We start from the raw sequence: 25849 nt of genomic DNA, 5'->3' as shown, positions 1-25849 counted from the left end.
CTGTTTTTTTTTTATCACACACTTTTGTGCCCCGGGGGTTGTTACACTACACCTGGGTGGGGGGGGGGGGGGGCGGGGGGGGGGGGGGGGGGGGGGGGCCCCGCCCCCCCCACCGCTTACGGCCGGCGGGCCCCCACCGCCGGGGGATACGGCGGAGGCCCCGCGAGCCGTCCTCGGGTCGGCCGGCGATCGCCGGCCCGCAGTGGATCAGTTGTCGTCACGCAGCGACCGGAGGTGCTGCGCGAGGCTGCGCGGTGTCGGGTTGTCGAACAGGTCGGCCAGCTTGATGCGCGTCCCCGTCACGTCGTCGACGCGCTGCACCAGCTGGGCGCCGAGCAGCGAATGACCGCCGAGCGAGAAGAAGTTGGCGTCCGCGCGCGCGGGTTCCGCGAGGTCGAGGAGGTCGCGCCACAGCCCGCGCAGATCTCCCACCAATCCGTCGGGGTCGTCCTGCTCTCCCTCCGGTTCGGCCGCCGCGAGCGCCAGCAGCGCCGCCGTGTCCCAGCTCCGGTCGGGGCGCAGCGGAAGGGCCTCGGTGCGGATCACCCGGGCCGGCTGCACCGCGCGCGGCAGCATCCGGGCGGCGTGAGCGGCGACGTCGTCCGCGAGACCGGGCCGCTCCTCCGCGGCGACGAACGCGAGCGCCGTCCCGTCCGCGACGACGAAGGCCGCCCGGGTGACCTCCGGATGCGCCGACAGTACGGCCTCCACCCGCTCGGGGTGCACCGCCCGGCCGTGCAGCAGGGCCACGCGCCCGGCGTCGCCGTACAGCTCCAGCGTGCCGTCGTGGCGCAGGCTGCCGGTCCAGCCGGTGGCCACGTGGGTGGCCCCGTCGGGCCGTACGAGGCACACCTCGCCGCGCACCCCTGCGGGGAGCCGGTTGCCGGCCCGTCCGACGACGGCGACGTGCCGGGCGTCGAGCGGGTGGACGACGTAGGGGTATTCGTAGTCGGCCGCGCAGCGAGCCGCGGCGGCCGAGAGGGCGAGCGCCGCACCGTCGGGGGACGCGCGGAACGCGTCGAGGTCGCGGTCGGCCTCGACCGCGGTGTCCGGTACCGACCGTGCCGTGCCCGAGCCGGAATGCGCGCGGTCCTCGGCGCTCCACACGTCCAGCTCGCCGACGGGCCGTTCGGGTTCGGCGGCGACGGTGTGCAGCAGGGCGGCGTAGCGCTGGGCCAGCGCCTGGGCGTCGGCCCGGTCGAGCACTTCGGAGCAGTACAGGAAGCGCAGGCCGATGTGGTCGGCGCCGGACTGCACGAACAGCTCCAGGTCGAACTTGCTGAACCCGGTCTCGACGTGCAGCGCCCGCACCGGCAGCCCGCCCAGCGTGAGGTCCCCGGAGGACTCCACGGGCACGTAGTTGAACATGTGCTGGAAGAGGGTGTCGCGCCAGGACACCGTCTCGCGCGCGTTCTCGTGGGCAATGGCGTCCACGGGTACGTCGCTGTGGGCGAGCGCGCCGAAGAAGCCGGTCCGCGCCTCCTTCACCAGGTCGCGGAAGCCGCGGCCGGGATCGACGGTCAGCCGCAGCGGCAGGGTGTTGACGTGGTAGCCGATCGAGGACTGCGCCTCGGGCGGCCGGACGTTGACCGGGGAGCCGACGACGAGGTCGGGGCCGGCGCCGTGCGCCACGAGCAGCAGGCAGAAGGCGGTGTAGAGGATGACGGCCTCGGGTGCGCGCAAGGTGCGCTGAAGTCCGCGCAGCAGGTCCCGGGTCTCGTCGTCCAGGGCGTGCAGGACGGTGTCGCCCACCAGGGTCGCGCGGGCCGGTGCGGGGCGCGTGCAGTCCAGGTCGAGTCCGGCGGGGTCGAAGCCGTCGAGCACGGTGCGCCAGTGGGCGAGGCTCTCCTCGCGGGGCGTGGCTTCCCGCAGGGCCGGGGCGGGGGCGCGCAGTTCGGCCGGCAGTTCGCGGCCGGCGGCGCAGGCGTCGTAGGCGGCGGCGAGTTCGGCGATCAGGACGGGCACGGAGGCCGCGTCGAAGACGAGGTGGTGGACCGCCACGGCGAGGGTGTCGGCGTCCGGTCCCCGGAAGACGGTCACGCGCAGCATGAGCCGGCCGTCGCACCGGATCGGGCTCGCGGCGAACTCTCGCAGCGCCTTCTCCGGTACGCCGGCCACGACGTCGTGGACCGTCACGCGCGGGCCGGGGGTGTCCTCGCCGAGCACCTCGCGGACGAGGCCGGCCTGCCGGTCGAGATAGACCGTGCGCAGCACCTCGTGACGGCGCACCACGGCATCGACGGCGGCCTGGAGGGCGGCGGTGTCGAGCCGTCCGTCGACGCGGACGGCGAGGGGAACGTTGTTGACGCCGGCGTCGGGCAGCAGCCGGTCCAACAACCACAGTGCGCTCTCCTTCGGCGTGGCGGCGTCCAGCCGCCGCTTCCGGGTCAGTGCGGCGAGCAGGGCCGCCGCGGCACCATCGGCGGGCTTGGCGTCCTCGGCTGACTGCACGGTGGGATCACCCTTTCACTGGTGGTCGATGGTCACGGTCGGCACGGTCCGGCGCTCGCCGGGCGAGGGCCTGGATCCGGTGTTCGGACGGGGCTCCGGTGCTACGGACGGGTCCGGGTGAGCAGGCCGGTGAGGACGTCCGCGGTGGTGGGGCTGCGCAGGATGTCCTCGTGGTCCACGTCGACGGGAATGATCCGTCCGGCGTAGCGGGCGTGCGGGTCGGCCGCGGGGGTGGTCAGCGCGGTGGCACCGGCCCACCGCACGGCCGGGTCGAACACGGCGGCTGCCGCGATGTAGGTGACGAACGACTGGTAGGCGCCGATGAGTTCGTCGGCGAGCTCGGCGGGGAGCCCCGCCCGGTCGAAGGCCGCGCGGGTGATGCTGGTGAAGACCTCGGCGAGCGCGGCGCCGAGCTCGGCGACACCGGCGCTCTGCCGGGCCGCCTCTTCGGCGGCCTGCCCGGCCAGCGCGGACTCCTCCGGGCTGAGCACCGAGCGCAGCCGTGCCACGGCGGCCCGGAAGTCCGCGACCATGCCGTCCTGGTGGGGCGGTTCGGGATCGAGCAGGACGACGGCCGGTGCCTCGTCCTGCCGCGCCGCGAGGAGCTCCGCGACGCGTGCCGCGTACAGGCCGCCGACGCAGTAGCCCAGCACGGCGCGCACGGGGCGGCCGGTGTCGCGCACGCCCCGCACCCAGTACGTCGCGAGCTCCTCGCCGTCGAGGACCCGGGCCTGCTCCGGTGCCGGCTGGCGGGTCTCCCAGAGCGGGATGCCGGGGGCGAGGAGGCGGCCGAGTTCGCCGAACGTGGACTCGGGGCGGCCGGAGACGGCGAAGTCGACGGCCAGCACCAGGGGTTCGGTGCTGCTTCCCTCGTTGAGGACCTTCCAGGCCTTCGGTGCGGTGGCCAGGAGGGGCTGCTCCACGGTCACGTGGGCTCCTTCAGTGAGCGGCGGCGCAGATGTGGGCGGTGTGGCCCGTGGAGAGGCGGAGCGTGTCCAGGACCTCAAGACCGGCCTCGGTGATCTGGGACCGCTGGACCTCGTCGGTGCGGCCACGCGTGCCGTCCTCGCAGACGACCATCTGGAACAGCACCCGTATCCAGTCGACGTCGGTCTCGACCAGCGGTTCGATGACCAGCAGACGGGGCTGCTCGTCGGCGGGCCGTCCGGCACCGGCGCGCTCCATGGCCTCCCGGATGCGGCCGAGGATCACGACGCTGTGTTCGCGGTTCCAGTTGTGCAGCACGTTCTTGACGGTGTACAGGTCCGCGTCGACGGGCACCGCCTCAAGGAAGTCACCCGGCTGATAGGTGAGCCGTTCGGCCAGGTGCTTGCGGGGGGAGGTGGCCAGTTCCGCGGCGGCGCGGGCACAGACGTCGGGCCGGTCCAGGCACGTGCCGGTCAGGTGCGGATGGGCGGTGAGCAACCCCTTGAGCAGCTCGCCGCTGTTGCCGCCGATGTCGAGCACACTGCGAACGGCGCCGAAGTCGTAGGACTCGACGAGGGCGGCGGCGACGGGCCTGGCCAGGTCGGCCATGGCCTTGTCGTACAGGTCGGCCTCGTCGGGGTGCTGTTCGAGATACTCGTAGATGCGGGTGCCGTGCAGGTGGCGGAAGGCGGACTCACCGGTGCGCAGGGTGTGCGTGACGGCGGAGAACGTGTCGGCGTACAGGCCGCCGGAGAGCATCACGTAGTGCCGCATCGACTGCGGATGGCTGTCGCGGAGCTGGTCGGACAGCCCGGTATTGCGGTAGACGCCGGCGTCGTCGCGACCGAAGACACCGATCGTGGACAGGATCCGAAGCAGCGCTTCGAGCGTCTCCGGGTGCGTGTCCGTCTGCTTGGCGAGTTCCTCCGCGGTCATCGGACTGCCGTCGAGATGGTCGGCGAGGCCGAGTTCCGCGGCGGCGGTCAGCGACTTCGCGACCCAGCCCAGTCCCGCCAGGCTCATGAGGCTGACTTCCACTGTCGTCCCTTCGTCGGGTTCGTACGGCGTCTTGCACCGGTGAGGCGGCCCGCCACCACGGCGGGCGGCGCGGCGAGAACCGCTGTTCCACGCCACGCCCCCACTACCGCGCCGGAGCTCCGCGAGGTCCTCGCGGCTGCTCCTGTGCGTGTCGACTCGTACGGGTCGGGATCACCGTCTCGCCTCACAGCGGCGGCTTCGTGGCTCGCCTCGGACAGAATCTACGGAGCCACCCCCACCCGAGCTGAACCCGTACGACCCCCTAGTCAGGGGGTCCCCCGTACGGGCCGGATAAGGGGTGTGGACCACTGCTCCGCTTCGCATTACAGTGGCGCCGAATTATTCAGGCAACCAGGGAGAAGATCAATGCGTGCCCTCGTGACCGGGGCAGCCGGGTTCATCGGCTCAGCTTTTGTTCGGAGCTCCCTCGGACATTCCTTTCCCGCATTCCGGGACATGGAGATAACCGCGTTCGATGCGCTTACCTACGCAGGCAACCTGGAGAATCTCGCCCCGGTCGCCGACCATCCGCGTTTCACGTTCGTCCGCGGCGACATCGCGGACCGGGAACTGCTCGCCGAGGTGCTGCCGGGCCATGACGCAGTCATCAACTTCGCGGCGGAGACCCATGTGGACCGGTCCATCGAGGGGCCGTCGGTGTTCGTGCGGACCAACGTCCTGGGCACCCACACGCTCCTCGAAGCCGCACGTCGCGCCGGGGTCGAGCGGTTCGTGCAGGTCTCCACGGACGAGGTGTACGGGTCGATCGACACGGGTTCGTGGACCGAGGAGTCCCCGCTCTCCCCGAACTCGCCGTACGCCGCTGCCAAGGCCGGCGCCGACCATCTGGCGCTGGCCTACGCCCGTACGTACGGCATGCATGTCTGCATCACCCGGTGTTCCAACAACTACGGCCCCTATCAATTCCCGGAGAAACTCATCCCGCGGTTCGTCACCCTGCTGATGGAGGGGCACAAAGTGCCCCTGTACGGCGACGGCGGGAACATCCGGGACTGGTTGCACGTGGACGACCACTGCGCCGGAATTCGCTTGGTACTGGAAAAGGGAATATCCGGCGAGGTGTACCACATAGGCGGCGGCACCGAACTGACCAATGCGGAGCTCGCGCCGCTGCTGCTGAAGGAATTCGGTCAGGGCGCCGACCGGGTCGAGCGGGTCCCCGACCGGCTGGGCCACGACCGGCGCTACTCACTCGACGACTCGAAACTCCGCGCTCTGGGGTACCGGCCCGGCGTCCCGTTCACCGAGGGCCTGCGGGCGACCGTCGCCTGGTACAGGGAGAACACCTCGTGGTGGAAGCCGCTGCTGCCCTGACACGGAGCCGGAAGGACATCATGCGTGGAATCGTCCTGGCAGGCGGGTCCGGGACGCGGCTGAGGCCCGTCACCCGCGTCGCCTCGAAGCAACTCCTGCCGGTCTACAACAAGCCGATGATCTACTACCCCCTGTCCGTGCTGATGCACGCGGGTATCCGGGAGATCCTGATCATCAGCGTCCCGGGCTTCCTCGGTTCCTACCGCGATCTGCTCGGCGACGGCCGATGGCTGGGCCTGGAGATCTCCTATGCCGAACAGCCGAGCCCCGACGGCCTCGCCGACGCCCTGCGCATCGGCCGGGGCTTCGTGGGGGACGACGAGATCGCCCTCATCCTGGGCGACAACATCTTCTACAGTCACCAGCTGCCCACGATGCTCCAGCGCGAGCGGCAACGGCTGGACGGCTGCACCCTGTTCGGCTACCCGGTCGCCGACCCCGAGCGGTACGGCATCGCCGTCACGGACCCCGACGGGAAGCTCGTCTCCCTGGAGGAGAAGCCGGAGAAGCCCCGGTCGAACCTGGCGGTGACCGGTCTGTACTTCTACGACAACGACGCCCTGGACCTGGTGCGGCAACTGACCCCCTCGGCCCGCGGGGAGTTGGAGATCACCGACCTCAACGCCCTCTACCTGGAGGCCGGCCGGGCCCGCCTGGTCAACCTGGGACGCGGCAGCACCTGGTTCGACACGGGCACGCACGACAGCCTGCTCGACGCGGCGACGTTCGTGCAGCTCATCGAGAAGCGCCAGGGCATACGCATCGCCTGCATCGAGGAGGTGGCGTACCGCATGGGCTTCATCGATGCCGACCAGCTGTTCGAGGTCGGTCGGCGGACCGGAGTGAACACCGAGTACGGCCGGTACGTGATCGACCTGGCCAGCACCTGAATCCGAGGAGTCCACATGACCGAACCGCGCCCCGCACGCCACTACCTCTTCTTCGCCGCCCCCGCCCACGGGCATGTGCGGCCCACCCTGCCCGTCGTCGCCGAGCTGGTACGGCGCGGCCACCGGGTCTCGTACGCCACGACCGAGCTGTTCGCCGCCGAGATCGGTGCGACGGGTGCCGAGGCCGTGGTGTACGACCCGGCCGTGCCCGACTTCGTCGGGGCCGTGCCCGGCGACTCCCCCGACTGGCTCCCGCTCGCGCTGACGGCAGCCATCGACGAGTCCTCCTCGCTGATACCGGCGATCATGGACCACTTCGGCGCCGCCCGGCCGGACGTGGTGGCGTACGACACGACGATGAATCCGGCCGGCCGGCTGCTGACCCGGCTGTGGCAGCTGCCCGCGGTGGAGTTCTCCCCGGTCTTCCTTCCGCAGCGCACCAGCAACCCGGCGTTCTCCCTCGCGGCCCTGCTGGACGGGTCGGCCGAGCGGCCGGCGGTGCGCAGGTTCCAGGAGAAGCTGACCGGGCTGCTGGCCGCGTACGGGGCGTCGGACGTCTCGCCGCTGGACTTCGCCACCGGCTTCCAGGGCCTGCGCATGGCATTCTTCCCGCGCGCCTTCCAGCCGGGCGGCGACTCCTTCGACGACCGGTACGTCTTCGTCGGGCCGTGCCTGAACGCGGCCCCGCCCTCCCCCGCCTGGCAGCCGCCCGAGGACGGCAGGCCCGTCGTGCTGGTCTCGCTCGGCACCTCCTACGGCAACCGCCCCGAGTTCTTCCGCACGTGTGTGAAGGCCTTCGCGGACAGCCCCTGGCACGCGGTGCTGACGGTGGGCCGCGCGGGGGTCGATCCGGCCGAACTCGGGCCGCTGCCCGCCCATGTGGAGGTCCACCGCTGGCTGCCGCACCTCGCCGTGCTGCCGCACGCACGAGCCTTCGTCTGCCAGGCCGGCATGGGCAGTGTGATGGAGGCCCTGGCCTGTGGGACGCCGCTGGTACTGGCCGCACAGGCCCGGGAGCAGCAGATGGTGGCACGCCGTGCGGTCTCGCTGGGCCTGGGCACCGAGGTGCCGGGCGGGGAGGAGCTGACGGCCGAGGCGCTGCTGGACGCCGTGCGTTCGGTGACGGATGACCCGCAGGTGCGCACGAGCGTGGCCGGTCTGCGCGAGCGAGTCCGGGAGGCGGGTGGCACCCTGCGTGCCGCGGACGTCCTGGAGGGCCTCGGCATCGGCTGACGGAGTGCCCCGAGCACGGAGCGGGAGGGGAACACACGGCGTGTGTTCCCCTCCCGCTCCCACCGGCCGGGGCCGGGCCGCTCAGTAGGAGACCAACGGTTGGAGGCTGGCCGTCGGCAGGTCCTCGCGGCTGTTGACGTTCAGCTTCCGGTAGACCCGGGTGAGGTGTTGCTCCACCGTGCTGATGGTGATGTGGAGGCGGTCGCCTATCTCCCGGTTCGAGTACCCCATCGATGCCAGAGCGGCCACCTTGCCCTCGGCCCTGCTCAGTTCGTCGATCCCCTCGCTCTGCCGGGCGGGAACCGCCTCGGACTCCAGCCGCTGGTTCGTCTCGGCCGCCGGTTCGGCCGTCCGTGCGGGGCGCAGCCGTGCGACGATTCCGGCGGCGCCGCACGCCTGCGCGAACCGCAGTGCCTTGCACGAGGCGTGCCGTGCCCGCGCGCTCTCGCCGAGGGCCTCATGGGCGCGGGCGAGGTCCGCCAGCGTCTTGGCCAGTTCGTAACGGTCGCAGCAGCGTTGGAGGATCTCCGCGGACTGTCTCAGCAGCGCCGGCCGCCGTTCCGGCCGGGTGACCGCGGCGCACATCCGCAAGGCTATTCCGGCGCTGCGGCCGGTTCGGTTCCTGGCCAGCAGGGCCCACTGTTCGTCCATCATGGACTTGGCCCGCGCGTGGTCCCCCAGGCCCAGCAGGGCCTCGGCGGCTCCGGCCCGCCACAGCGCGAGGCCCGGTGCGTCGAGGTTCCACCGCCGCATCAGGGCGCCGCAGTCGAAGAAGTCCCGCAGTGCGGCATGGGGGCGGCCGGCGGCGAGATGGTGATGGGCGCGCGCGTAGCGGTACTGCAGGCCGTAACGGCTCTCGTGCATGGGTCCGGCTGCGGGAAGTTGGAGCAGTGCGTCGGCCTCCTCCATCCGTCCCATCGCCACGTGGGCGAGCACCAGAGTGGAGAGGGGGGCACCGATCTCCACGCCCCATCCGTCGGCACCGATGTCGTCGATCGCCCGCTCGGCGAACCGGACGGCGCCCTTCAGGTCGCCCTGGCGCACGGCGATCTCCGCGCGCAGTGCCGACAGGGAGGCATGCCAGGCGGGGGCATCGACGGTCTCGATGTCGTCCATCAACGAGGTGCACCATGAACCGGCGCTGTCGAGGCGGTCCGCGAAGATCAGCGCGGACACCCCCATCACCAGCGGTTCGACGGTGGCCTCGGCCACCTGGTAGAGCCGCAGAACCTGTTCGACCTCGCTGATCAACCCGCTGTCCGCGCCACCGCTCAGCACCCCGACCAGCAGACTGGCGGACTGCCACTGCAGTTCGTCCCGGCCGGTGACCGGACCGCCGCGTCGCGCATCCGGGCCGTGGTCGTACGGGAAGTGCTCGGCCACCGCGGGGAAGGAGCCGGCCAGCCACAGCTCCAGCAACCGGAGTTCCGCGCTCACCGCGTCGGGGAGCGAGTCCGCCTCGCGGTGCAGCCGGTGCAGTATCCCCTCCGCCTCCTGGTGCCGTCCGCTGCGCAGCAGATAGCGGACGAGCAGCAAGGTGTACGGGGTTCCGAACCGCTCCTGTGCGAACGGTTTGGTCATCCGGTCGAGATAGCGCACGGCCGCCGTCGGGCTGCGCCCCCACTGGACGCGGGCGAGGTGGAAGAGGATGGCGCCCCCCTCCGTCTTGTCGGTGCAGAGCTGGTGGGCCTGCCGCAGCCATGCGATCGCCTGCTCGACCCGATTGTCGGCGAGGGCACGGTCAGCCGCGTCCCGGAGGACCGAGACCGCCCACGAAGCCTGCTCGGCGCACAGCTCGATCTGCCTCACCTGGCCGAGGAGGTGACCGGCGACCTGGGTGGTGGGCGCCCCCGTGTCGTAGAGCAGGCGGGCGACGCGCAGCTGCATCCCCGCGCGGTTCTGCTCCGGGATGCCCTCGATGACCGTGGCTCTGCCCACCGGGTGACGGAAACGTCCTTCTCGGGTCACGCCGATGGCGTCGAGCAGACGCAGTAACCGTTGGACGAATTCCGGGCTGGTGCCGAGACACTCGACCAGGAGCTCCTCGCAGGTGCTCTCACCGAGGAGCGCCACCCACTGCGCGGCCTCCAGGGCCTTGGGTCCCGACCGGCGCAGGCAGGTGACCACGGCCTGCGCGAAGTGGCCCCCCATCACCGGTTCGCACTGCTCGTGGACTGCCGATTCCATATCGGCCAGATCACGCAGTAAAGCATTGAGCAGTGCTGGACTTCCACCACTGATGTCATGGAATTCGGTTCCGACCAGGTGGCCCTTGTCCACTCCCAGACGGTCCGTCAGCACTTCGGTGACACCCGCGGGGCTGAGCCGCCCGGTGCGAATGTGACTGAGCGCGGGAAGGCGCATTATTTCGGCCCGGAACAGTGGGAAGCGCGGCTGTGGATCGTCCGTGTCGGACAGCACCATGGATACGCGCACCGTGCGCACCCGGCGAATAAAATAGAGCAGGTACGCCAGGGAAAGCGCGTCTGAATTTCTTACATCATCGACGAGAATGACGACGTGGGCGCGTTCGGAGAAGGCTGCCAGGAGACCCCACAGCCCCTCGGCGATCCTGGCGTGCGCCGGGGTGATGGCCGTGACGATCTCCCCCGCGCCCGTCTGCACACCTTCTGCCAGCAGGTCGGTCAGCCGACTGGCAGATTCTGGTGCGAGCGGAAGGCCGTCGAAGAGCTGACGCACCGCGGCCAGTGGTACATCCCGCTCCAGCGGCGAGCAGGTGACGGTGACCGGGACCGATCCCCGTTCGGCCAGGCATTCGGCCGCTTTCTGCAATAACGCGGTCTTGCCGCTTCCCGCCACGCCGCTGACTACGGCGATTTTTCCGTAACCAGCCTTCGCGTCCGAGACCAGCTCACACAGGGCGGATATTCCGCCCTTTCTTTCGACGAGCAAAGCCAATGAAAACAACCCCCGCTGTGCCATTCGCACAAACCCGCTACTTACCGCGCGTTTACGTTTCTTTACGAGTTGATCACGACTATTTAAATCTAACCATACAGGCATCCAGGCAGAAGTAAAGGAAGCGCAACAAGAGCGCAAAGGGTCCGAAGGCCGCCAGATTTTCGACATATGCGAACTTAAACGCAAACCTCGCACGACAACCCGGACTTCAAGGGCGTTTCAGCACTCCCTCACGATGCCGGTCGTGGCGCACACCCCGGCGCGTCGCCTTGACTCCCTCCCGTCGACACCTTCCGGACAGTGGGCGGCGAGCGGTCACAGGCCCCGCCGGCCACACCGGAAGGGCCGAGGGTACGCCACCGCGGCGTCCGGGGAACGGGGGTGACGCCGCATCACCCGGCAGAAGGCGACGGGCGGAGGCGGGCGGATCGGCTCACCTCACCCCCTGCACGCCGGAGCCGGGAGGGCGCCGATCACCCGCTTGCCCGATCGATGAGTCAACTGACATAGTGAGCCTATGCTCAAGATGTTTCATGACTCACTAAGGAGGTGTCTGTGACCCAAGACCCCGAGGGCACGGCTTCCGAGCTGGTGACGGCACTGACGGAGACGGTGTCTCCGCTCCTGCGCCACGCCGGAACCGTGTTCGCCAACCATCAGGTCCCCTTCTCCCAGGCCAGCCTGCTGACCCACCTGTACGAGCAAGGGGCTTCCCAGCGCATGAGCACGCTGGCGCAGGAGTTCGATGTGGCTCCGCGCACCGTCACCACCCTCGTCGACGGTCTTGAGCGCCGCGGGCTCGTCCAGCGCGCCCCCGACCCGCACGACCGTCGCGCCGTCCTGGTCAGCGTCACCGACAAGGGCAACACGTTGATGGAGGAGATCGAGTGGGGCAGACAGGCCCTCGCCGACGAACTCGTCAACGGCCTCACCCGCGACGAACGCGTGGAGTTCGCGCGCCTGCTCAACAAGCTCCGTCCGGCAATCAAGAGCGAGAAGGAGTCACAGACATGACCGCGGGCGTCGCAACGGCGATGGACCAGGCGGCCGTAGAGCGCGACCACCGCAACCGCTGGTACGTACTCGCGGTCATCGCGACCGCCCAGCTGATGGTGATGCTCGACGGCACGATCGTCCAGATCGCCTTACCTTCCGTCCAGAAGTCGCTCCACATGTCCGACGCCAACCGGCAGTGGATGGTCACCGCGTACGCGCTGGCCTTCGGCGGACTGCTCCTGGTCGGCGGCCGGCTCGCCGACCGCTTCGGCCGCGGCCGGACCTTCCTCGTGGGCCTGGTCGGCTTCGCCGTGGTCTCCGCGATCGGCGGTGCCGCGCCCAACACCGAGACGCTCATCGCCGCCCGCGCGCTGCAGGGCGTCTTCGCCGCCATCCTCTCGCCGGCCACGGTGTCCTTGCTGACCACCACCTTCACCGACACCAAGGAGCGGGCCAAGGCGTTCGGCCTCTTCAGTGGCATCGTCGGCAGCGGCGCCGCCATCGGGCTGATCATCGGCGGTGTGCTCACCGAGTACGCGGGCTGGCGCTGGTGCCTCTATGTGAACGTGCCGATCGCCGCCGCCGTGACCGCCCTGGGCATCGCCACCCTGCCGCGCAACCGTGGCCACCGTGACATCAGCCTCGACCCGGTCGGTGCGGTCCTCGGCTGTCTGGGGCCGGTCGCCCTCGTCTACGGGCTGTCCGAGGCACCGGAACGCGGCTGGGACTCCCCCCTGGTGATCGGACTGCTGGCCACGTCCGTCGTGCTGATCGGCGCGTTCCTGGTCTCCCAGAACCTCATCAGGCAGCCGCTGCTGCCGCTGCGCGTGGTCGCCGAACGGACCCGCTCGGGGTCCTTCCTCGGGGCCGCGCTGCTCAACTTCGGCATGATGGGCATCTCGCTGTTCGCCACGTACCACCTGCAGATGGTCATGCACTACAAGCCGCTGAAGGCGGGATTCGCGTTCCTGCCGATGGTCGGTGCCGTCATGGTGACCGCGACGCAGGTGGTGGCGCGCGTCATGGGACGGATCCCGACGCGCTGGCTGGTCGGGCCCGGCCTCGCCTTCACCGCGGCCGGGGTGTGGATGTTCACCACGCTCTCCGAGGACAGCTCCTATCTCTTCGGGGTGCTGCCGGCCTGGCTCCTGCTGGGCGTCGGCATGGGCCTGAGCTACTCCCCCACCGCTCACGCCTCCCTGGCGGGGGTGGCGGAACGCGACTCGGGCGCCGTGTCGGCCTTCCAGACGACGGCCCGGCAGATCGGCGGCGCCATCGGCCTCGCGCTGAGCAACACCCTCGCGGCGAGCGCGGCAGCCTCCTACTACGCCGACCACAAGGGCCAGGGTTCACCGGACGGGCTGCTCACCAAGTCCCTCGTGCACGGCACCGCGGCCGCCGCGTGGTGGGTCAGCGGCATTCTGCTCATCGGCACGATCATCTGCACGATCATGATAGACGCCGACCCCCGCAAGCCCCGGGAGGCCGCCACGGAGGTCGAAGCCGCACCCGACCCCGACGCCGTCATGATTCGGGGCCATGTCGTCTGGTCGGAGGACGTACCGGTCTCCGAAGCGGCGCTCACCCTGGTCACCCACGACGGCCGCGAGGTCGCGCGGACGTCCGCCGACCGCAACGGCGCCTATACGCTGCGGGCGCCCGGACACGGGCCGTACCTTCTCATCGCCCGCTCGGACACCCACCGTTCGACCGCCACGCCGCTCGCCGCCACGGCGGGATCGTCGGCGATCGAGCACACGGTCACCTTCCAGGACGAAGGCTCGGTCACCGGCATAGCGCGCGACGAGGCGGACGGGGCACCCCTCAAGGGCACGTCCGTCATACTGACCGACGTGACCGGCCGCCTCGTCCGTTCCCTGTCGACGGACGAGGACGGTTCGTTCCTCATCGACAAGCTGGCCTACAGCCCCTACGTTCTCGTCCTCCACCAGGACGGCTACCGGCCCAGGGCCATCGACCTCACGGTCAGCGAGGCACAGCAGATCACCGTGACGGCGGAACTCGCCTCGCACTCCCGTCTCGGCAGCCTGAGCGGGGTGGTCAGCGACAGTGAGCACACCTTCGTCAACGACGTACGGCTCACTCTCACGGACGGCTCCGGTACGAGGCTGACCGCCACCTCCAAGGAGGACGGCAGCTTCCGGTTCGCAGACGTACCGGTCGGCAACTACATCCTGATCGCCGCAGGCCACCCGCCGACGGTGAGCCGACTCGAAATCTCCGAGGCGACCAACCAGCACGACATCCATCTGGACGGGCAGGGGGAGGCGCCCTCGAAGTAATCCTGACCCTCGACTCCCTTCCCGCCTCGGCGAAGGAGCCTCGCCCCGCACACGACCGGGTCGGCTCCTTCGCCGAGGTTCGCCTGTTGCGCGGGAGTGTCCGGCCGGGTGTCCAGGGCCGGTTGGACGAGTGCGGGCGGCACCGTCCGTCGTCCCTCGGGCCACCTGCCCGAAGCCTCCCGCATCGCGAGGTCCATGACGGGCCCGCCTGTGATGCCGCCGAGCAGGATCATCGGGAGCCGCGCGGCGGCGCGGACCTGACGGGCGTGCTCCGGCCGGTCTACCGCGGCGGGTACGGGCTCAGCGTGCCCCGTACACCGGCAGGGGTGCGTCGGCCGCCGCGAGGAGTTCGGAGGCGGCCGCCCCGGCCTCGGCCGGGCTCCACCGGGCGCCCTTGTCGGCGGTGGGGCCGGGCCGCCAGCCCTCCATCACCGTGATCCGTCCGGCCTCGGCCTCGAAGACCCGGCCGCTGACCCCGGCGCAGGCCCCGGAGCCGAGCCAGACGACGAGCGGCGAGACGTTCTCCGGGGCCATCGCGTCGAAGGCCCCTTCCGCAGGGGCCGCCATGGTCTCGGCGAAGGTCTCCTCGGTCATCCGGGTGCGGGCGGCCGGGGCGATCGCGTTGACCTGGACGCCGTAGCGGCCCATCTCGGCGGCGGCCACCAGGGTCAGGGCGACGATCCCTGCCTTGGCGGCGGAGTAGCAGCCCTGGCCGACACTGCCCAGCAGCCCGGCCCCGGAGCCGGTGTTGACGACCCGTGCCTCGGGCACCCGGCCGGCCTTGGCCTCCGCGCGCCAGTGCGCCGCCGCGTGCTTGAGCGGCAGGAAGTGGCCCCTGAGGTGGACGCGGGTCACCGCGTCCCAGTCGTCCTCGTCCAGGTTCACCAGCATCCGGTCGCGCAGGAACCCGGCGTTGTTGACGAGGGTGTCGAGGCGCCCGAAGGAGTCGAGCGCGGTCGCGACGAGCGACTTCGCGCCGTCGGCGGTGGCGATGTCCCCGTGGTGCGCGACGGCCTCGCCGCCGGCCGCGCGGATCTCCTCGACGACCCGCTGTGCGGGCCCGGCGCCGCCGCCGGAGCCGTCGAGGCCGACGCCGAGGTCGTTGACGACGACCTTCGCGCCCTCGGCGGCGAAGGCCAGGGCGTGGGCGCGGCCGAGCCCGCGGCCCGCGCCGGTGACGACGGCGACGCGTCCGGCGCACAGAGCGGTCGATGGGGTCATGTCGGATGTCCTCTCGCTGGGCGGCGGGCGATGGACGGGGAACGGGGTGCCGGGCCGCCGGGGCGTGTGTCGAAAGCCCCGCCGGGCCCGCCCTCCGGGCGGACGACGCCACCTTCGATGCACGTCCCAGCGGCCCGACGCTCTCCCGCGGCGTCCGCATCGCTGCTACGTTGAACCAAACAAACGTTAGGTGGAAAGGTAGCTGATCTGCTCATGGGTGTCTCCACCTCCGCCCCGGAAGAGGGCGTCGCCGTCGTCACCGTGGACTTCCCCCCGGTCAACGCCCTGCCCGTGCACGGCTGGTACGAACTGGCCAGGGCGGTGCGCGCCGCCGGGGCCGATCCGGACGTCCGCTGCGTGGTGCTGACCGCCGAGGGCCGCGGGTTCAACGCGGGCGTGGACATCAAGGAGCTCCAGCGCGCGGACGGGCCCGAGGCGCTGATCGGCGCCAACCGGGGCTGCTTCGAGGCGTTCGCCGCCGTCTACGAGTGCGAGGTCCCGGTGGTCGCCGCCGTCCAGGGCTTCTGCCTGGGCGGCGGCATCGGCCTGGTGGGCAACGCGGACGCGATCGTGGCCTGCGACGACGCGTCCTTCGGGCTGCCGGAGCTGGACCGGGGCGCGCTCGGCGCGGCCACGCATCTGGCCCGGCTGGTTCCGCAGCACCTGATGCGCACCCTCTACTACACCTCGCGCACCGTGACGGCGGAGGAACTGCACCGGCATGGCTCGGTGTGGAGCGTCGTCCCGCGCGACCGGCTGGGCGCGGCCGCCCTGGAACTGGCCCGGGAGATCGCCGCGAAGGACGGCCGGCTGATCCGGCTGGCCAAGGCCGCCATCAACGGCATCGACCCCGTCGACGTGCGCCGCAGCTACCGCTTCGAGCAGGGCTTCACCTTCGAGGCCGACCTCAGCGGCGTCGCCGACCGCGTGCGCGACACCTTCGGCACGGACAAGGAGCACCGGGCGTGACACAGGACAAGACGATGACGGCCGACGAGGTCGTCGGCCGGCTGGAGAGCGGCATGACGCTCGGCATCGGCGGCTGGGGGTCGCGCCGCAAACCGATGGCCCTGGTCCGGGCGCTGCTGCGCGCGGACGTCACCGATCTGACCGTGGTGTCGTACGGCGGCCCCGATGTCGGCCTGCTCGCCGCCGCGGGCCGGATCCGCAAGCTGGTCACGGCGTTCGGGACCCTCGACTCGATCCCCCTGGAACCGCATTTCACCGCCGCCCGGCAGCGCGGAGCGTTCGAACTGGCCGAGCTGGACGAGGCGTTGATGATGTGGGGTCTGACGGCGGGCGCGCAGCGGCTGCCGTTCATGCCGGTGCGCGCCGGTCTCGGCTCGGACCTGATGCGGGTCAACCCTGCGCTGCGCACGGTCACCTCGCCGTACGACGACGGGGAGGTGCTGGTCGCGGCGCCGGCCCTGCGGCTGGATGCCGCCCTGGTCCACCTCGATCGTGCGGACGTCCGGGGCAACGGCCAGTACCTGGGCCCCGATCCGTACTTCGACGACCTGTTCTGCGAGGCGGCCGACGAGGCGTACGTCTCCTGCGAGCGGATCGTGGAGACGGCGGAGCTGCTGAAGGAGCACGGCCCGCAGACCCTGCTGGTCAAGCGGCCGTTCGTGACCGGGGTCGTCGAGACGCCGAACGGCGCGCACTTCACCTCCTGCGCGCCTGACCACGGCCGGGACGAGAGCTTCCAGCGCGCCTACGTCCGGGCGGCCCGCGACCCCGAGGCCTGGCCCGCCTTCGTCGAACGGTTCCTGTCCGGCGACGAGGCCGCCTACCAGGCCGCCGTCACCGCGTTCCACCAGGAGGAAGCATGAGCCGCACCGGCACCGCGGCGGCGAGCCGCGCCGAGTACTGCGTGGTGGCCTGCGCCGAGGCGTGGCGGGGCGCGGGCGAGATCCTCGCCTCCCCGATGGGGACCGTCCCGGCCATCGGGGCGCGGCTGGCCCGGCTCACCTTCTCGCCCGAGCTGCTGCTGACCGACGGGGAGGCGCTGCTGATGGGCGACACCCCCGCCATGGGGACGGCTCCGGGGACCGTGGAGGGCTGGCTGCCGTTCCGCAACCATCTGACGCTCACCGCCACCGGCCGCCGTCACGTGATGATGGGGGCCAGCCAGATCGACCGGCACGGCAACCAGAACATCTCCTGCATCGGCGACTGGGCCAGGCCCGTGCGCCAGCTGCTCGGAGTGCGCGGCGCACCTGTCAACACCCTGAACAACCCGACGAGTTACTGGATCCCCAAACATTCGGCGCGGGTGTTCGTGGAGCGGGTCGACATGGTCAGCGGGGTCGGGTACGAACGGGCGGCGGCCGCCGGGCCCTCCGCGACCCGTTATCACCGCATCCCCGAAGTCATCAGCGATCTGGGGGTCTTCGACTTCGAGACGCCCGACCGCACCATGCGGCTGCGGTCGCTGCATCCCGGGGTGAGCGTCGAACAGGTCACCGAAGCGACCGGGTTCGCCCTCACGGTCCCCGCCGAGGTGCCGTTCACCCGGGAGCCCACGGAGGCGGAACTCCGGCTGATCCGCGAGGTCATCGACCCGGCCGGACTGCGCGGGCGCGAGGTCCCGGCATGACCGGGCCCGCTCCGCTGCCGACCGCGCTCACCGAGCTGACCGGGGTGCGGTACCCGATCGTGCAGACGGGGATGGGCTGGGTCGCCGGTCCCCGGCTGGTGTCCGCCGCAGCGAACGCGGGGGCGCTCGGCATCCTGGCCTCCGCGACGATGACCGTCGAGCAGCTGCGCGCGGCGGTCCGCGAGGTCGGCTCCCGTACGGACGCGCCGTTCGGCGTCAATCTGCGCGCGGACGCGGGGGACGCGGGCGAGCGGGTGCGCATCCTGATCGACGAGGGGGTGCGGGTGGCGTCGTTCGCGCTCGCGCCGTCGAAGGAGCTGATCGCCCGGCTCAAGGACGCGGGCGTCGTCGTCATCCCGTCCGTGGGGGCCCGGCGGCACGCGGAGAAGGTCGCCGCGTGGGGCGCCGACGCGGTGATGGTGCAGGGCGGCGAGGGCGGCGGCCACACCGGCAGCGTGGCCACCACCGTGCTGCTCCCCCAGGTCGTGGACGCCGTCGGCATCCCGGTCGTCGCGGCGGGCGGCTTCCACGACGGCCGCGGTCTGGTCGCCGCGCTCGCCTACGGCGCGGCGGGGATCGGGATGGGCACGCGCTTCCTGCTCACCTCCGACAGCACGGTCCCGGCGGCGGTGAAGGCGAAGTACCTGGCCGCCACCGTCCAGGACGTCACGGTGACGGACCGGCTCGACGGCCTGCCGCACCGCATGCTGCGCACCGCGATGGTCGACGCCCTGGAGCGTTCCGGGCGGGCGGCCGCCCTGCTCAGGGCGGTCCGGCACGCCTCGGCCTTCCGGAAGGAGTCCGGTACGAGCTGGCCCGGACTGATCCGCGACGGGCTGGCCATGAAGCACGGCAAGGAGCTGACCTGGAGCCAGGTGCTGCTGGCCGCCAACACGCCGATGCTGCTGAAGGCCGCGCTGGTCGAGGGCCGCACCGACCTCGGGGTGATGGCCTCGGGGCAGGTGGCGGGCCTGATCGGGGATCTGCCGTCCTGCGCGGAACTGGTGGAGCGGATCATGGCCGAGGCACGGGCCACGCTGAAGGCGCTGGGCACCGACTGAGCGACCGCCGGGCCGGGGCCACAGGCCCGGGGCCGCCATGTCGGAAGGCCCCGGGCCGGAAGGCGTGCTCAGAGGCGTTCGATGATGGTGACGTTGGCCTGGCCGCCGCCCTCGCACATGGTCTGCAGGCCGTAGCGGCCGCCGGTCCGCTCCAGTTCGTGCAGCAGGGTCGTCATCAGCTTGGTCCCGGTGGCGCCGAGCGGGTGGCCGAGGGCGATGGCGCCGCCGTTGACGTTGACCCGCTCCGGGTCCGCCCCGGTCTCCTTCAGCCAGGCCAGGGGGATCGGGGCGAACGCCTCGTTGATCTCCACCAGGTCCATGTCACCGATGGACATCCCGGTCTTCTTCAGCGCGTACGCCGTCGCCGGGATGGGCGCGGACAGCATCCGGATCGGGTCCTCCGCGCGCACCGAGAGATGGTGGACCCGGGCCCGGGGTGTCAGGCCGTGCTCGGCGACGGCCCGCTCGGAGGCGATGAGCAGCGCGGAGGCGCCGTCGGAGACCTGCGAGGAGACCGCGGCGGTCAGGCTGCCGCCCTCGACCACCGGCTTGAGGCCCGCCATCTTCTCCAGCGAGGTGTCCGGGCGCGGCCCCTCGTCCACCGTCACGTCGCCGTAGGCGACGGTCTCGCGGGCGAAGCGGCCCTCGTCGATGGCGCGCAGGGCCCGGTGGTGCGAGCGCAGCGCGAAGTGCTCCATGTCCTCGCGGCTGATGCCCCACTTGCGCGCGATGAGTTCGGCGCCGTGGAACTGGTTGACGGGGGCGTCGCCGTAGCGGGCGCGCCAGCCCGTGGAGCCCGCGTAGGGGCCCTCGGTCAGTCCGAGGGGTTCGGCGGCCTGGCGGGAGGCGAAGGCGATGGGGATCATCGACATGTTCTGGGTGCCGCCCGCGACCACCAGGTCCTGGGTGCCGGAGAGGACCCCCTGGGCGGCGAAGTGGACGGCCTGCTGGGAGGAGCCGCACTGCCGGTCGACGGTGGTGCCGGGCACCTCCTCGGGCAGGCCCGCGGCGAGCCAGGCGGTGCGGGCGATGTTCCCGGCCTGCGGGCCGACGGTGTCCAGACAGCCGAAGACCACGTCGTCGACGGCGGCCGGATCGACTCCGGTGCGCTCGATCAGGGCCTTGAGGACATGGGCGCCGAGGTCGGCCGGGTGGGCGGTGCTCAGTCCGCCCTTGCGCCGGCCGACGGGGGTGCGCAGCGCTTCGACGATGTAGGCCTCTGCCATGACTGCTCCTTCGCGAGCGAGGTGGTGGGGTGTCAGGTGCGTGGGGCGATGCCTTCGAGGACCATGGACAGGTACGGGCGGACGATCTCCTCCGGGCTGTGGACGCCGCCGGGGCGGTACCAGGAGGCGGCCACCCGGACGGTGTCGCGGATGAACCGGTGGGCCGGCCGGACGTCCAGGTCGGCGCGGAAGACCCGCTCGGCGACGCCGCGTTCCAGCGTGCGCAGCCAGGCGTTCTCGAACTTCGGCCGGGTGCCGGCGAGGCAGGCGAAGCGCGGCCGGGCCCAGAGGTGACCGGACTCCCTCTGGTAGATGGCGACCCCGGGTCCGTGCCGGTCGATCTGCCGGAAGGGCTGGGTGACGAGCGCCTCGATGGTCTCGCGGGGTCCTGGTCCGGCGGCCAGGACGGTTCCGTAGCCCGCCCACAGCTCGTCCAGGAAGGCCGAGAGGATCTCGTGCGGCATCGGCTCCTTGGGGTCGAAGTGGTAGGAGAGGCTGCCCGCGAGCAGCCCCGCGTCGTCCGCGATGCGGCGGACGGTGGTGGCGTTGCAGCCCCGGGCGGCGAACACCTCGGCGGCGGCCGCCAGGAGGGCGGCGCGTCGTTCGGCGCCGGCGTTGCCGGTGATCGCCCTCACGCCCTCTGGCTGCTGACGGAGACGGTCTCGCCGGTCAGGTAGGAGGAGTAGCCGCTGGCCAGGAAGACGATGACGTTGGCGATCTCCCAGGGCTCGGCGTACCGGCCGAAGGCCTCGCGTTCGGTGAGTTCGACGAGGAGTTCCGGTGTGGTGACCTTCACCAGGTGCGGGTGCATGGCCAGGCTCGGTGCGACGGCGTTGACGCGTACGCCGAAGTCCGCGGCCTCCAGGGCGGCACACCGGGTGAGCGCCATGACGCCGGCCTTGGCGGCGGCGTAGTGGGCCTGGCCGCGCTGGGCGCGCCAGCCGACGACGGAGGCGTTGTTGACGACGACGCCGCCGGTGCCGCGGTCCTTGAGGTGGCGCAGGGCGGCGCGGGTGCAGCGGAAGGTGCCGTTCAGGGTGACGTCGAGGACCTTGGACCACTGCTCGTCGGTCATGTCGACGAGGTCGGCGGTGCCGCCGAGCCCGGCGTTGTTGACCACGATGTCGAGTCCGCCGTGGTGCTCGGCCGCGCGTGCGAACAGGGCGTCGACCTGCTCCTGGTCGGTGACGTCGCAGGGCAGCGCGGCGACGCGGTCCGCGCCGAACTCCTCGGCGAGGGCGGCGGCGCACTCCCCCAGGCGGCGTGCGTGGGCGTCGCCGATGACGATCCGGGCACCCTCCTCCAGGAATCTGCGGGCCGTCGCTCCGCCGATGCCGGCGCCCGCGGCGGCGGTGATCACGGCGGTGCGTCCGTCCAGGAGGGAGTGGCCCGCTACATAGGGCGGCCGGTCGGTCACGGGCGGATCTCCTTGGGCAGGCCGAGAACGCGCTCGGCGATGATGTTGCGCTGGATCTCGTTGGAGCCGGCGTAGATGGTGTCGGAGCGGGAGAAGAGGAACAGCCGCTGCCAGTCGTCGAGTTCGTACGGTGGCCCGGCGGCGGTCAGGCCGTCGGCGCCCAGGACGCTCATGGCCAGTTCGCCGAGTTCCCGGTGCCAGGTGGCCCAGAAGATCTTCCCGATGGACGCCTCGGGGCCGGGTGCGCCGGCCGCCACGCCGTCGAGCATCCGCAGGGCGTTGCACCGGATGGTCTCCAGTCCGGTCCAGGCGCGGGCGAGCCGGTCGCGGATCAGCGGGTCGTCGGCGGCGCCGTTGCGCCGGGCCAGGGCGATGAGGGATTCCAGTTCGCGCCGGAAGCCGACCTGCTGGCCGAGGGTGGAGACGCCGCGCTCGAAGCCGAGGGTGGCCATGGCCACGCGCCAGCCTTCGCCCGGGGCTCCGACGATGTGCTCGGCGCGGGTGCGGGCCCCGTCGAAGAACACCTCGTTGAACTCGCAGGTGCCGGTCAGCTGGGCGATCGGCCGGATCTCCACGCCGGGTCCGTCCAGCGGGACCAGGAGGTAGGACAGTCCTCGGTGGCGGGTGGAGCCGGGCTCGGTGCGGGCGACCACGAAGCACCACTGGGCCTCGTGGGCCAGTGACGTCCAGACCTTCTGTCCGGTGACGACCCAGTCCTCGCCGTCCCGCTCGGCCCTGGTCCGTACGTTCGCCAGGTCGGACCCGGCGTCGGGTTCGCTGTAGCCCTGGCACCACAGCTCCTCGACGGCGACGATCGGCGGCAGGAACCGGGCCCGCTGCGCGGGGGTGCCGAAGGCCACCAGGGTCGGCCCGAGCAGTTGTTCCCCGATGTGGTTGACCCGGGCGGGGGCGTCGGCCAGGGCGTACTCCTCGTGGAAGGCGACCTGCTGCCCGATGCTCGCGCCGCGGCCCCCGTACTCCTCGGGCCAGCCGACACAGGTCCAGCCCGATGCCGCCATGTGCCTTTCCCAGCCCAGCCGTTCGGCGAAGGCCTCGTGCTCCCGTCCGGGTCCGCCGCGGCCGCGCAGACCCGCGAAGGAACCGGTGAGGTTGGCGGCCAGCCAGCCGCGGAACTCGGCGCGGAACTCCTCGACGGTGCTCATGGCGGTACGTTAATCTACCAAACACTTGTTAGGGAAGGAGTGGCCGATGCCCGCTGCCCACGACGGACCGGTGCGCTACGAGAAGCAGGGCCCGGTCGCCACGGTGACCATGAACCGGCCCGACTACCGCAACGCGCAGAACTCCGCGATGACCTACGCACTGGACCGGGCGTTCTACCGCGCGGCCGAGGACGACGAGGTGAAGACCGTCGTCCTGGCCGGGGCGGGCAGGCACTTCTCCGCCGGCCATGACATCGGCACCCCGGAGCGGGACGCCCATCTGCCGTTCGAGCGCCGGGCGGGGCTGTGGTGGGACCACTCGGACAAGGAGGGCGGGGAGAGCCGCTTCGCCCGCGAGTCCGAGGTGTATCTGGGGATGTGCCGCAGATGGCGGGAGCTGCCGAAGCCGGTGATCGCCTCCGTGCAGGGCGCGTGTGTGGCCGGCGGGCTGATGCTCGCCTGGATCTGCGACCTGATCGTGGCGAGCGAGGACGCGTTCTTCGCCGATCCGGTGGTCCGCATGGGCATCCCCGGCGTCGAGTACTTCGCGCACCCCTGGGTGATGCCGCCCCGGATCGCCAAGGAGTTCCTCTACACCGGCGACCGGATGAGCGCCCGGCGCGCCTACGAGGTCGGCATGGTCAACCGGGTCGTTCCCCGGGAGGAACTGGCCGAGCGGACCGCCGAGTTGGCGCTGCGGATCGCCGAAATGCCCCGGCTGGGCCTCGCCCTGACCAAGCGCGCCGTCAACCAGGCCGAGGACCTCCAGGGGCTGCACAGCGGCCTGGACTCGGTGTTCGGCCTGCACCACCTGGCGCACGCCCACAACGCCGAGACCGCCGCCGACCCGCTCGGCGGCATGGACATCGGGGCGATGAAGAAGGCGGGTTCCTGATGGACCTCGATCTCGACGCGGCCGACGAGGCGTTCCGCACCGAGGCGCGCCACTGGCTGGCCGCCCACGTCCCGGCCGCTCCCCTGCCCTCCCTGGAGACCGCCGCGGGCTTCGCCGCCCACCGCGAATGGGAGGCCACCCTGGCCGCGGACCGCTGGTCGGTGGTCTCCTGGCCCGAGGAGTTCGGCGGGCGCGGCGGTTCCCTGCTGCGCTGGCTGCTCTTCGAGGAGGAGTACTACGCCGCCGGGGCCCCCGGCCGGGTCAGCCAGAACGGGATCAATCTGCTGGCCCCCACCCTCTTCGAGCACGGCACCGCCGGGCAGCGGGCCCGGATCCTGCCCGCGATGGCACGCGGCGAGGTGATCTGGGCGCAGGCCTGGTCGGAGCCGGAGGCCGGTTCGGACCTGGCCTCGCTGAGGTCGACGGCCGTGCGGACCGAGGGCGGCTGGCTGCTCGGCGGGCAGAAGACCTGGTCGTCACGGGCCGCCTTCGCCGACCGGGCCTTCGGCCTGTTCCGCAGCGATCCGGAGGCGGACCGGCCGCACCGGGGGCTGACGTATCTGATGTTCCCGCTGGACGCCGAGGGGGTCACGGTGCGGCCCATCGGACGGCTCGACGGAAAGCCCGCCTTCGCCGAGATCTTCCTGGACGGGGTGTTCGTCCCGGACGAGGACGTCATCGGTGAGCCCGGACAGGGCTGGCGGGTCGCGATGAGCACCGCGGGCAACGAACGCGGACTCACCCTGCGCAGCCCCGGCCGGTTCACGGCCGCCGCCGACCGGCTGACCGCCCTGTGGCGCGCGCACGGGGACCCTGCGGACACGGCGCTGCGCGACCGGGTCGCCGACGCGGTGATCGGGGCCCGCGCCTACCGGCTGTTCTCCTACGCGGGGGCCTCCCGCATCCTGCACGGCGAGGGCGGACCCGCCGGCGCCGCCTCCTCCCTCAACAAGCTCTACTGGTCGGAGCTGGACATCGCCCTCCAGGAAACGGCGCTCGACCTGCTCGGCCCGTACGGCGAACTCGCCGACCACGCGGACGAGGCGCCCGCCGGCGGCGGCTGGGCCGAGGGCTACACCTTCGCCCTGGCGGGGCCGGTGTACGCGGGCACCAACGAGATCCAGCGCGACATCGTCGCCGAGCGGCTGCTCGGCCTGCCGAAGGGACGCCGGTGATGCGCTTCTTCCCCGACGCCGAGCAGCGGGAGTTCGCCCGCTCCCTCGATGCCCTGCTCACCTCCTGCGGCACCCCCGCCGTGATCCGGTCCTGGGCCGCGGGCGAGCACGGTCCGGGGCGCGCCCTGACGACCCGGCTGGCCGAGGCCGGGGTGTTCGCGCTCGCGGTGCCGCGGGAGCACGACGGATTCGGACCGCTGCCCCTCGAACTGGCCATCGCCTTCGAGGTCCTGGGGCGGCACGCCGTTCCCGGGCCGCTGGTCGAGACGGTGGCCGCGGCCGCCCTGCTGGACCGGCTCGGCGACGACCGCATCGCCGCCGAACGGCTGCCCGGCATCGCCTCGGGCAAGTCCGTCGTCTCGCTCTGCCTCACCGCCGTCGGACCGTACGCCCTGGACGGCGACGCGGCCGACACGGTGTTCGTGGTGGACGGCGACATCCTGAGCGTCTCCACCGGCCCCGGCCCGGTACAGCCCTCGGCCGACCCCGCGCGGCGGCTGTCGCGGCCCACGGCCGGCACGGTCCTCGCCCGGGGCGGGCCGGTGGCCGCCGCCGCCGGGTACGCCGCCGATGTGGCCGCGCTCGCCACCGCGGCGCAGGCGCTGGGGGTGGGCCGCACCCTGCTGGCCCGTACCGTCGCCCATGTCACGCGGCGCACCCAGTTCGAAGTGGCGATCGGCTCCTTCCAGGCCGTCAAGCACCGGCTGGCGGACACCCTGCTGGCCCTGGAGTTCGCCGAGCCGCTGGTCCACGGCGCCGCGCTGGCACTCGCCACGGGCGACGACGGCGCGGGGCGGGCGATCGCCGCGGCCAAGGTCACGGCGGGCGAGGCCGCCTACGGGGCGGCGCGCACGGCCCTCCAGCTGCACGGGGCCGTGGGCTACACCGATGAACTCGACCTGTCGCTGTGGATCCGCAAGGCGCGGCCGCTGCGCGACGCGTGGGGCACCCCGTCCGCGTGCCGGGCCCGGGTCCTGGCCGTCTGACCGCACGGCGA

Annotated in this window: 21 protein-coding genes; 12 read left to right on the top strand and 9 right to left on the bottom strand. The window is 71.8% G+C overall.

All coding sequences use genetic code 11. The annotated features are described in order from the left end of the window. Window positions 1-207 precede the first annotated feature (207 nt). The 3 genes from ACFVFH_RS32770 to ACFVFH_RS32760 all read right to left on the bottom strand — a co-directional run bounded on the left by ACFVFH_RS32770 (window position 208) and on the right by ACFVFH_RS32760 (window position 4401). Window positions 208-2451, bottom strand: a complete 2244-nt coding sequence (locus tag ACFVFH_RS32770; protein WP_383775634.1) for a condensation domain-containing protein — start codon at window positions 2449-2451, stop codon at window positions 208-210. A gap of 101 nt (window positions 2452-2552) precedes the next feature. Continuing rightward, the gene (locus tag ACFVFH_RS32765; protein WP_383775631.1) at window positions 2553-3374 is read right to left on the bottom strand and encodes a hypothetical protein; all 822 of its coding nucleotides are present in this window, start codon (window positions 3372-3374) and stop codon (window positions 2553-2555) included. 16 nt (window positions 3375-3390) lie between these two features. Further along, a complete protein-coding gene (locus ACFVFH_RS32760) occupies window positions 3391-4401 on the bottom strand; it encodes a methyltransferase (protein ID WP_383775628.1) in 1011 nt (336 codons plus the stop codon). A gap of 381 nt (window positions 4402-4782) precedes the next feature. On the opposite strand from ACFVFH_RS32760, the gene rfbB reads away from it, so the two are divergent. The 3 genes from rfbB to ACFVFH_RS32745 are packed head-to-tail and all read left to right on the top strand — an operon-like array spanning window position 4783 to window position 7874. Next, on the top strand, window positions 4783-5751 hold the full coding sequence (rfbB, locus tag ACFVFH_RS32755) for a dTDP-glucose 4,6-dehydratase (protein ID WP_383775625.1): 969 nt from the start codon (window positions 4783-4785) through the stop codon (window positions 5749-5751). Between the two features lie 20 nt (window positions 5752-5771). Beyond that, entirely contained in the window at window positions 5772-6641 is an 870-nt protein-coding gene (rfbA, locus tag ACFVFH_RS32750) for a glucose-1-phosphate thymidylyltransferase RfbA (protein WP_383775622.1), read from the top strand. A 15-nt stretch (window positions 6642-6656) separates the two neighbouring features. After that, window positions 6657-7874: a macrolide family glycosyltransferase gene (locus ACFVFH_RS32745; protein WP_383775619.1), complete on the top strand. Its 1218-nt coding sequence runs from the start codon at window positions 6657-6659 to the stop codon at window positions 7872-7874. Between the two features lie 81 nt (window positions 7875-7955). Here the strand turns inward: ACFVFH_RS32745 and ACFVFH_RS32740 are convergent, their stop codons facing one another. Next, window positions 7956-10787 (bottom strand): AAA family ATPase, encoded by a 2832-nt coding sequence (locus ACFVFH_RS32740; RefSeq protein ID WP_383775616.1) that lies wholly within the window; start codon window positions 10785-10787, stop codon window positions 7956-7958. Window positions 10788-11351: 564 nt separating this feature from the next. Between ACFVFH_RS32740 and ACFVFH_RS32735 the strand changes: the two genes are divergently transcribed. Together ACFVFH_RS32735 and ACFVFH_RS32730 are read left to right on the top strand one after the other, a co-directional pair. Then, the gene (locus ACFVFH_RS32735; protein WP_383775614.1) at window positions 11352-11810 is read left to right on the top strand and encodes a MarR family winged helix-turn-helix transcriptional regulator; all 459 of its coding nucleotides are present in this window, start codon (window positions 11352-11354) and stop codon (window positions 11808-11810) included. Further along, window positions 11807-14095, top strand: coding sequence for a DHA2 family efflux MFS transporter permease subunit (locus ACFVFH_RS32730; protein WP_383775611.1), 2289 nt, complete (start codon window positions 11807-11809; stop codon window positions 14093-14095). Before ACFVFH_RS32735 ends, ACFVFH_RS32730 begins: the two co-directional genes overlap by 4 nt. A gap of 300 nt (window positions 14096-14395) precedes the next feature. On the opposite strand, the gene ACFVFH_RS32725 is transcribed toward ACFVFH_RS32730, so the two are convergent. Beyond that, window positions 14396-15316 (bottom strand): SDR family oxidoreductase, encoded by a 921-nt coding sequence (locus ACFVFH_RS32725; protein WP_383775608.1) that lies wholly within the window; start codon window positions 15314-15316, stop codon window positions 14396-14398. Between the two features lie 213 nt (window positions 15317-15529). Between ACFVFH_RS32725 and ACFVFH_RS32720 the strand changes: the two genes are divergently transcribed. Genes ACFVFH_RS32720 through ACFVFH_RS32705 form a run of 4 tightly spaced genes read left to right on the top strand, consistent with a single transcriptional unit; the run spans window position 15530 to window position 18976 of the window. After that, window positions 15530-16285: an enoyl-CoA hydratase family protein gene (locus ACFVFH_RS32720; protein ID WP_383775605.1), complete on the top strand. Its 756-nt coding sequence runs from the start codon at window positions 15530-15532 to the stop codon at window positions 16283-16285. Between the two features lie 14 nt (window positions 16286-16299). Then, complete coding sequence (locus ACFVFH_RS32715; RefSeq protein ID WP_383775643.1) at window positions 16300-17148, top strand: CoA transferase subunit A; 849 nt, start codon at window positions 16300-16302, stop codon at window positions 17146-17148. Next, on the top strand, window positions 17145-17915 hold the full coding sequence (locus ACFVFH_RS32710; RefSeq protein ID WP_383775602.1) for a CoA-transferase subunit beta: 771 nt from the start codon (window positions 17145-17147) through the stop codon (window positions 17913-17915). The genes ACFVFH_RS32715 and ACFVFH_RS32710 overlap by 4 nt, the downstream gene beginning before the upstream one ends. Continuing rightward, window positions 17912-18976, top strand: coding sequence for an NAD(P)H-dependent flavin oxidoreductase (locus ACFVFH_RS32705; protein ID WP_383775599.1), 1065 nt, complete (start codon window positions 17912-17914; stop codon window positions 18974-18976). The genes ACFVFH_RS32710 and ACFVFH_RS32705 overlap by 4 nt, the downstream gene beginning before the upstream one ends. Window positions 18977-19044: 68 nt before the next feature. Here ACFVFH_RS32705 and ACFVFH_RS32700 read toward each other — a convergent pair whose 3' ends face one another. From ACFVFH_RS32700 to ACFVFH_RS32685, 4 genes are read right to left on the bottom strand one after another with little or no spacing between them, the layout of a single operon-like run. Next, window positions 19045-20202, bottom strand: coding sequence for an acetyl-CoA C-acetyltransferase (locus ACFVFH_RS32700; protein ID WP_383775596.1), 1158 nt, complete (start codon window positions 20200-20202; stop codon window positions 19045-19047). A 32-nt stretch (window positions 20203-20234) separates the two neighbouring features. Beyond that, the gene (locus ACFVFH_RS32695; protein ID WP_383775593.1) at window positions 20235-20837 is read right to left on the bottom strand and encodes a TetR family transcriptional regulator; all 603 of its coding nucleotides are present in this window, start codon (window positions 20835-20837) and stop codon (window positions 20235-20237) included. Continuing rightward, window positions 20834-21619, bottom strand: coding sequence for an SDR family oxidoreductase (locus tag ACFVFH_RS32690; RefSeq protein ID WP_383775590.1), 786 nt, complete (start codon window positions 21617-21619; stop codon window positions 20834-20836). The genes ACFVFH_RS32695 and ACFVFH_RS32690 overlap by 4 nt, the downstream gene beginning before the upstream one ends. Beyond that, window positions 21616-22782 (bottom strand): acyl-CoA dehydrogenase family protein, encoded by a 1167-nt coding sequence (locus ACFVFH_RS32685; protein ID WP_383775587.1) that lies wholly within the window; start codon window positions 22780-22782, stop codon window positions 21616-21618. The genes ACFVFH_RS32690 and ACFVFH_RS32685 overlap by 4 nt, the downstream gene beginning before the upstream one ends. 46 nt (window positions 22783-22828) lie before the next feature. Here ACFVFH_RS32685 and ACFVFH_RS32680 point away from each other — a divergent pair, with 46 nt between their 5' ends. The 3 genes from ACFVFH_RS32680 to ACFVFH_RS32670 are packed head-to-tail and all read left to right on the top strand — an operon-like array spanning window position 22829 to window position 25838. Continuing rightward, entirely contained in the window at window positions 22829-23677 is an 849-nt protein-coding gene (locus tag ACFVFH_RS32680) for an enoyl-CoA hydratase (RefSeq protein WP_383775584.1), read from the top strand. Further along, a complete protein-coding gene (locus ACFVFH_RS32675) occupies window positions 23677-24852 on the top strand; it encodes an acyl-CoA dehydrogenase family protein (protein WP_383775581.1) in 1176 nt (391 codons plus the stop codon). Before ACFVFH_RS32680 ends, ACFVFH_RS32675 begins: the two co-directional genes overlap by 1 nt. After that, on the top strand, window positions 24852-25838 hold the full coding sequence (locus ACFVFH_RS32670) for an acyl-CoA dehydrogenase family protein (protein WP_383775578.1): 987 nt from the start codon (window positions 24852-24854) through the stop codon (window positions 25836-25838). Before ACFVFH_RS32675 ends, ACFVFH_RS32670 begins: the two co-directional genes overlap by 1 nt. The last annotated feature ends 11 nt before the right edge of the window (window positions 25839-25849 follow it).

It is taken from the genome of Streptomyces sp. NPDC057697 (genome assembly GCF_042799335.1).
GTDB lineage: Bacteria > Actinomycetota > Actinomycetes > Streptomycetales > Streptomycetaceae > Streptomyces.
The sequence above is the reverse complement of the archived record's forward strand: the minus strand, read 5'-3'. Positions and strand labels throughout refer to the sequence as shown.

Coding starts and splice junctions, on each gene's coding strand:
- ACFVFH_RS32680 (WP_383775584.1), top strand. CDS start 22,829: ATGCCCGCTGCCCACGACGGACCGGTGCGCTACGAGAAGCAGGGCCCG.
- ACFVFH_RS32675 (WP_383775581.1), top strand. CDS start 23,677: ATGGACCTCGATCTCGACGCGGCCGACGAGGCGTTCCGCACCGAGGCG.
- ACFVFH_RS32685 (WP_383775587.1), bottom strand. CDS start 22,782: ATGAGCACCGTCGAGGAGTTCCGCGCCGAGTTCCGCGGCTGGCTGGCC.
- ACFVFH_RS32720 (WP_383775605.1), top strand. CDS start 15,530: ATGGGTGTCTCCACCTCCGCCCCGGAAGAGGGCGTCGCCGTCGTCACC.
- rfbA (WP_383775622.1), top strand. CDS start 5,772: ATGCGTGGAATCGTCCTGGCAGGCGGGTCCGGGACGCGGCTGAGGCCC.
- ACFVFH_RS32705 (WP_383775599.1), top strand. CDS start 17,912: ATGACCGGGCCCGCTCCGCTGCCGACCGCGCTCACCGAGCTGACCGGG.
- ACFVFH_RS32725 (WP_383775608.1), bottom strand. CDS start 15,316: ATGACCCCATCGACCGCTCTGTGCGCCGGACGCGTCGCCGTCGTCACC.
- ACFVFH_RS32745 (WP_383775619.1), top strand. CDS start 6,657: ATGACCGAACCGCGCCCCGCACGCCACTACCTCTTCTTCGCCGCCCCC.
- ACFVFH_RS32670 (WP_383775578.1), top strand. CDS start 24,852: ATGCGCTTCTTCCCCGACGCCGAGCAGCGGGAGTTCGCCCGCTCCCTC.
- ACFVFH_RS32715 (WP_383775643.1), top strand. CDS start 16,300: ATGACGGCCGACGAGGTCGTCGGCCGGCTGGAGAGCGGCATGACGCTC.
- ACFVFH_RS32760 (WP_383775628.1), bottom strand. CDS start 4,401: ATGAGCCTGGCGGGACTGGGCTGGGTCGCGAAGTCGCTGACCGCCGCC.
- ACFVFH_RS32700 (WP_383775596.1), bottom strand. CDS start 20,202: ATGGCAGAGGCCTACATCGTCGAAGCGCTGCGCACCCCCGTCGGCCGG.
- rfbB (WP_383775625.1), top strand. CDS start 4,783: ATGCGTGCCCTCGTGACCGGGGCAGCCGGGTTCATCGGCTCAGCTTTT.
- ACFVFH_RS32730 (WP_383775611.1), top strand. CDS start 11,807: ATGACCGCGGGCGTCGCAACGGCGATGGACCAGGCGGCCGTAGAGCGC.
- ACFVFH_RS32710 (WP_383775602.1), top strand. CDS start 17,145: ATGAGCCGCACCGGCACCGCGGCGGCGAGCCGCGCCGAGTACTGCGTG.